Raw genomic sequence first — 6,568 nt, forward strand, 5'->3', positions numbered from 1 at the left:
GTGGTTTACTGGTGGCCGGGCGCCTGACCGCTCATCATGCGTTCATGCCGCCGGCCGGGTCCGGGGCTGGTACAGAACCACTTGGTTTCTGCCCTTGTTTTTCGCGGTGTAGAGCGCCTGATCGGCCTGGCCGATGAAGTCGTTCCGGTTGAATCCGTCGACGCCGGCGGGCACGGCGCTGGTCACGCCGAGACTGATGCTCACGCGGTAATGGCGTTGGCCGTCGAAGAAATCGTGGTCGGCGATGGCGCGATGGAGGCGGTTCGCCACGTCCATGGCCGTGTCGGCCGAGGTTTCCGGCAGAACGAAGGCGAATTCCTCGCCGCCGTACCGGGCCATCAGATCGTATTCCCGGAGCATGTTCTTGGCGACCAGACACAGTTCCTTGAGGATGAAGTCGCCGGTCTGATGGCCGTAGACGTCGTTGAACTGCTTGAAGTGGTCGATGTCCGCCAGCAGCAGGGAGAGGGAGCCCCGGTTGCGGCGGGCGCGGTTGATTTCGGATTGGAGAAAGGTCTGGAAATAGCGGTGATTGTGAATTTCGGTGAGACCGTCGATATTGGCCAGTCGTTCCAGGAGCAGGTTTCTCTCGGTCAACCGCCGCCGGACCGATTCCAGTTCCTGTTTGGCCCGGATCAGCTCCCGGTTCATCTCCTCGTAGCTGAGGTGGAGCAGGCTGAGCCGGATGTTGGCTTCCTGGAGGATTTCCGGGACCGGCCGCACCGGATTGACCCGCACCTCGAAGGAATGGGCCGCCCTGTCGATCTCGCGGTGGATGACGGCGAGAATGTTCTTGAGTGCCGGATCGTCGAGCCCGGGCAGGCGGCCGGCCGCGTCGAGGAGTTTTCTGTAATGGCGTTCGGGGGCGCAGGAGTAGAAGATTCTGGTGACCAGGTCGGACAGGAAGACAATGTTGACGATCACCCGCTCGTGCGGGTTGCCGTCGGCATAGGCGTCGGGATCGTGATGGTGGCGGATGGCCGCCAGAATGGCGGGGGGCAGGCCCCAGACCTTGGCCACTTCGGCCCCCGAATCGGTGTGGGCCAGGGCAAGCACCTCCTCTTCCAGCGCCGTTTCGACGGCGTCCTGGCCGTTGACCGCCAACTGCTCCAGAATGTGGTTGTAGCGGGACGGCATGGTCACGGCAAAAATCAGTTGACCGATGTTTTGCAGGAGACCGATGGTGAACAGCTCGTCGGCATCGATCCCGGGCACCTGGGCGGCGAGCAGTTTGGCCGCGGTGGCACCCACCAGGGAACGTTCCCAGAACAGTTCGAGGTTGAACAGGCTGTTGTCGGGCTGTTCGCCCAGGGACAGGAAGGTGAAGTTCAGCACCAGGCTCCGCACCGCATTGGTGCCCAGCAGCGCCACCGCCTGGTTGATCGAGACGATCCGTCGCTGGAAACTGTAGAAGGAGGAGTTGGCGGCCTTGAGGATCTTGGCGGAGAGCGCCACGTCCCGGGTGATGCAGTCGACGATGTCGGGAAACGTGGTGTCGTCCCGGGCGGTCAGCTCCAGCAGCCGGACGGCCGTGGCCGGCAGGGTCGGCAGTTGGGCGGAGGTGAGGATACGGTTGAGGACGGCGTCCAGGGGTTTCGACATGGCGGATCAACGAGGGGCGGCGAGAGTGGTGACGTTGGCGCAACGAAGGAAAACAAGAAAACAGACTTCAATCCGGACGCATCTCGGTATTCTCCCTCATTTCTTGGGCAGGTAGCGGAACTGCTTGTTTTTCTGGTCGAGAAGCTGGCTCACGAGAAACTCCTTGCCCGAACGGGCAAAGGCCTCGTAGCCTTCGCGCTCGCAGGCCGGGCAGCAGTCGATGGGCAGTTCGACGCCCAGGCAGGGGAGGAGATGGCTGGAGCTGGTCTTGATCAGCCGCAGGCCGCGGCACTGGTCGCAGTCCTTCAGTTCTTCCCGCTGCTTTTCCAGAATGCCGTCGGTGTCGTAGTAGATCTTGCGCTCGCGGATGAACGAGTCGCCCTCTTTCTCGAAATCGCCCATGGGCGGGTGGAAGTAGGTGTCGAGCACGTAACCGCAGGTCTGCCTGATGGTCTCCATGGTCTCGGGCGATTCGCGCAGGGCGGCGCTGTTGTAGTCCGGCTCGCGCACCCCCGAATACTCGCAGCCGGCCATGGCCAGGCAGATGCCCAGGTTGACGTAGGGCAGGGCCCCCTTGATCGAATAGCCGCCTTCCAGCACCGCGATGTCCGGCTTGAGCAGCTCGTTGAGCCGGGCGTAGCCCTGGGCCGAGAACTGCATGTTGGTGATCGGGTCGGAGTAGTGGTTGTCCTGGCCGGCGGAATTGATGACCAGGTCGGGCTTGAAATCGGCCAGAATCGGCAGCACAACCTGTTCGATGGCGTAGAGATAGCCCTCGTCCGAGGTGCGCGGCGGCAGGGGCAGGTTGATGGTCTTGCCCAGGGCGCGGGGGCCGCCGTTCTCGTAGGGAAAGCCGCTGCCGGGGTAGAGGGTGCGGCCGTCCTGGTGCAGGGAGATGAACAGCACGTCCGGGTCGTGCCAGTAGACGTCCTGGGTGCCGTCGCCGTGGTGGCAGTCGGTGTCGACGATGGCGATCCGCTTGCGGCCGTAGCGCTCGCGGATCCACTCGATCATCACTGCCTCGATGTTGATGTTGCAGAAGCCGCGGTTGCCGTGCACCACCTTCATGGCATGGTGGCCGGGTGGGCGGACCAAGGCGAAGGCGCGCCGGGTTTCCCCCTCCAGGACCAGCCGGGCGGCCTGGATGGCGCCGCCGGCCGAGATGCGGTGCGATTCGGTGCAGATCGCCTCCACGGACGGAAAGCAGAAATGGGCCCGCATGATGTCCTGGTCGGTGGCGAACAGCGGGCGGTGTTCGCTGATGCCCTCGATGTCGAACAGCCCTTCCTCCCGGAACTGGTCCTGGGTGTAGAGCAGCCGTTCCTCCCGTTCGGGATGGGTGGGCGAGATGGCCCAGTCAAAGGCCGGAAAGAAGATGACGCCGAGGGATGTGGTGGCTTTCAGCATGGGATGACCTGTGCGATGAGGAAATGCGGAGGTGGAGGAGGCCGGATTCACGGCGAACCGGCAATCCGGACCGTCGTCGTCGTGTCGTCCAGCCGGGCGATCACCGCCGGCCGCACCTGGGCCACCACCCGGATATTCTTGCCGCTGGTGTAGCCGCCGTCCACCATGTTGAAGGCGTCGGCCTGGGTGATCTGGATTTCGTCGGCAGCCATGGTCACGCCGGTTTCGGCCAGATCGGCGGCGAGCAGTTTCCTGGCTTCGGCGGTGGCGTCCTGGAGGCTGAATCCCCTGGCGACCGGACGGAAGATGCCGAGCATCGGCACGGACAGGCGGCCGCGGGCGGTGTCGGCGGTGAGGGCGAGGTGACTGGTGGTGCGGGTCAGGGCCGCGCCGATGGCGTTGGTCACCCCGTGCAGCGGCGGTACCATCACCTCCATCCCCAGGCGGTCGGCGAGCAGATCCCTGAACACCGCCGCCGGGCCGCCGATGGCGATCAACCGGGCAGGGGCGATTGCCCGGTCCGTGAGAATTTCGTGGATGGTGTAGACCGGCTTGGTGTTGACCGTCCGGATCAGGGCATCGATCTTCGTTGTCAGGGCATCGAGGGCCGCCTCGATCGCCTGCTGGGCCAGCTGTTCGGGTGCCATCTGATTGTCGGCGGCCAAGGCTGCCAGCCCCTGACGGGAACGGTCGACATCGCCGAAGGCGGCCATGCCCGCCACATTGAGCGCATCCATCAGGCTCGGTGCCGGCCCGCCGGCGGCCATGCAGGGGCCGAGCCGCTGCGGGCCGGTGGTGATTTGGCCGTCCGTGATCTGGATGAGGGAATCGCCGCCAATGCCGATCGATTCGACGTGGATGGCCCGCACCAGGGTGGGGCGCTCCTGGATGGCGATGCCCTCCCGTTCCAGCAGCGGCTCGCCGCCGGCAAAGAGGGCGATATCCGAGGTGGTGCCGCCGATGTCGAGCATGAGCAGGTCCTGGTCCGCCGGGCAGGTGGCGAGGATGCCCATGACCGAGGCCGCCGGGCCGGAAAAGATCGACTGCACCGGCATCTCCTGAGCCCGGGCCAGCGGCATGGTGCCGCCATCGGCCTTGAGGATGTTCACTTCGGCCTCGAGCCGGAATCCCTTGAGGCTGGCGGTCAGGGCGGCGGTAAAGGCGCGGAAGGTCCGCCAGACCGCGGAGTTGTAGTAGAGCGTGTGGATGCGGCGCCCGAAGTTGAGCTGGCCGGAAACCAGGTGGCCGCAGGAGATGAAATCGGCCGTGCCGGCCAGGGCCTCGACCATCCGGTTTTCGTGGGCCGGGTTGCGCGGCGAGAACTTGGAGGCCACGCCAAAGCAGGTCACGCCCTGTTCCCGGCAGGCGGCGATGGCCTCTTCCAGATCCTGCTCGTCCAGGGCCAAGGTTTCCGTGCCCAGGTGATCGAGGCTGCCGTAGATGATGTGGTAATGGTCGCCGATGCGGTAGTGTTTCGGGGCGATACCGGGCCCGGCCGCCACCAGCATGCCCACCGGCTCGGTCTTGCCGGTGATGATGGCGTTGGTGGTCAGGGTGGTGCTCAGGTTGACGGTCCGCACCCGGACCGGGTCCTGGTCGACGAGGACCGCCTGCACAACCTGGTTGATCGATTCCAGCAGATTGTCGTGGTGGGTAGGGGCCTTGGCCGCAGCGATCAGCCGGCTGCCGTCGACGAGCACCCCGTCGGTGTGGGTGCCGCCGATATCGATTCCTATGCGCATGGCAACTCCTTGCCTGGATGAAAACAACGGCGATCCCGGCGGCGGCCGCTTGCCGGCCGGGTCAGTCGATCGCCTTGAAACCGCGATACTGCTGTTGAAACAGTGCCTTGCCGTCGCGGAGAAACGCGGTGTACTCCCATTCGATCTCCGTGAGCCGGGACGCGAATTCGGGCCGGAACACGTAACAGTCGACCATGGCCCCGCTGCCGTTTTCGTAGCGCACGGTGACCGGCCTGCGGTCGTACAACTCGCCCTCGAAGCGATCGAGCCGAGCCCATCCCGCCTCGTCGATGCCGTGATAAACCAATCCGGCCACCGTGCCGCCACGGTCGGGGACCACGCCCGGATACTGTTCACCCCGCACGAGAAAACGGCGGTAGCCCGGCAGCACGGCCGGAGTGGCCCGCAGTTGCGCACCCGCCACTTCGGTCATGATGTCGCCGCACATCAGCGAACCGTAAGTGAAGAGATCATGACAGGGAGAAGCCGTGCCGGCACCATGGTCAGAGATGTTCATGGCGCCCGCCTTCATTCCTCCAGGCCGCGGATGGCCTGGGCAAAGGCGAATTTGACCCTGGATTGGAAACAGACGATATAGACGTCCTTGGGTTTGCCGGTGCGGTTCAGAAAGGACTGGATGGTGTCGACGGCGATATCCGCCGCCTCGTCCAGGGGAAAGCCGTAGGCGCCGCAACTGATCGCCGGGAAGGCCATGGATTGGATGTCGTGCTGGATCGCCAACTCCAGGCAGCGGCGATAGCAACTGGCCAGGAGCGCCGGCTCGTTCTGGTTGCCGCCCCGCCAGACGGGCCCCACGGCATGGAGCACGAATCTGGCCGGCAGGTTATAGCCCTTGGTGAGAACCGCCTGGCCGGTTGTGCATCCGCCGATGGCCCGGCATTCCGCCAGCAGTTCCGGTCCGGCGGCCCGGTGGATGGCACCGTCGACCCCGCCGCCGCCCAAAAGCGTTTCGTTGGCGGCGTTGACAATGGCATCGACCCGCATGGTGGTGATATCGGTTTCGACCAGATGAATCATCGCGATCTCCTTTCAGGTTGCAGGCGTTGCCGACCAGCCGGCGCGGGCCGGGGGAAGGCGCGCCGTATCCGCGACTGTCGCCGTTGACGGACAAGGTCCGCAGAAAAATTTGTACGCGACAATCGAAAAAACGTCAACGTTTCAGGCAAAATAATGCCACGCCCCGCGGAATACGCGGGCAGCGGAGCGAGCCGTGTCGACGGAAAACAGGGATGTTCAGAAAAAATCCCCGCGGGCCTGGCGGGATTGGTATCGGCAGCTCGGCTTCGTGACCATGAATGCCGGGGCGGCAAGAGGAGCAACATCTGGCAATCGCTCAAGAACTTATCCTCTCCCGCGCGTTGCCAGCCAACACAGGATCGATCCCGCGCAAACCATAGCTGTTCCATGCCAGAATGAAAGCGAAAGAGGAGTATGCAGAACCAGGGCCGCCAGCGCCGCGGAGAAAACCGGGGTGAAGTAAGATGCCCCCGCCAGTATCGTGACGTTCCCGTACAGAATGCCGACATTCCAGGCGGCATAGCCAAAACCCATTGCCGACGCGGCCAATGCAAGTGCAATGATCGTCTGAACGTTGAACGCGATGGTACCGCCACCTGTCAACAGATAGTTGATCCAAAGGGCAACAGAGACGAACATAAAACCTAGTTCAGTGAAAAAACATCTACAAAATCAACGCAAAGTTAAAATCAACATATTGAAATTTCAGTAAAAATATTGCAATATCCGCCTGTCCTAAAAACTCACTTGGCAGGTGAAATTATGAAGCGGTTTATCCT

General features: G+C 63.5%; 5 protein-coding genes and 1 pseudogene. All 6 read right to left on the reverse strand.

All coding sequences use genetic code 11. The features are described from left to right. Positions 1 to 42: 42 nt before the first annotated feature. Positions 43 to 1,602 (reverse strand): sensor domain-containing diguanylate cyclase, encoded by a 1,560-nt coding sequence (locus tag Q362_RS0112345; RefSeq protein ID WP_028318944.1) that lies wholly within the window; start codon positions 1,600 to 1,602, stop codon positions 43 to 45. 96 nt (positions 1,603 to 1,698) lie between these two features. Next, positions 1,699 to 3,009, reverse strand: coding sequence for a histone deacetylase family protein (locus tag Q362_RS0112350; RefSeq protein ID WP_028318945.1), 1,311 nt, complete (start codon positions 3,007 to 3,009; stop codon positions 1,699 to 1,701). A 47-nt stretch (positions 3,010 to 3,056) separates the two neighbouring features. Continuing rightward, complete coding sequence (locus tag Q362_RS0112355) at positions 3,057 to 4,751, reverse strand: hydantoinase/oxoprolinase family protein (protein ID WP_028318946.1); 1,695 nt, start codon at positions 4,749 to 4,751, stop codon at positions 3,057 to 3,059. A 61-nt stretch (positions 4,752 to 4,812) separates the two neighbouring features. Beyond that, entirely contained in the window at positions 4,813 to 5,268 is a 456-nt protein-coding gene (locus Q362_RS0112360) for a gamma-glutamylcyclotransferase family protein (RefSeq protein ID WP_028318947.1), read from the reverse strand. A gap of 11 nt (positions 5,269 to 5,279) precedes the next feature. Next, complete coding sequence (locus tag Q362_RS0112365; protein ID WP_028318948.1) at positions 5,280 to 5,795, reverse strand: O-acetyl-ADP-ribose deacetylase; 516 nt, start codon at positions 5,793 to 5,795, stop codon at positions 5,280 to 5,282. A gap of 318 nt (positions 5,796 to 6,113) precedes the next feature. Continuing rightward, positions 6,114 to 6,437, reverse strand: a pseudogene (locus tag Q362_RS0112370) (EamA family transporter); the annotation flags it as partial. Positions 6,438 to 6,568 lie beyond the last annotated feature (131 nt).

Source organism: Desulfobulbus elongatus DSM 2908, from assembly GCF_000621145.1.
In the GTDB taxonomy this organism is placed as follows: domain Bacteria; phylum Desulfobacterota; class Desulfobulbia; order Desulfobulbales; family Desulfobulbaceae; genus Desulfobulbus; species Desulfobulbus elongatus.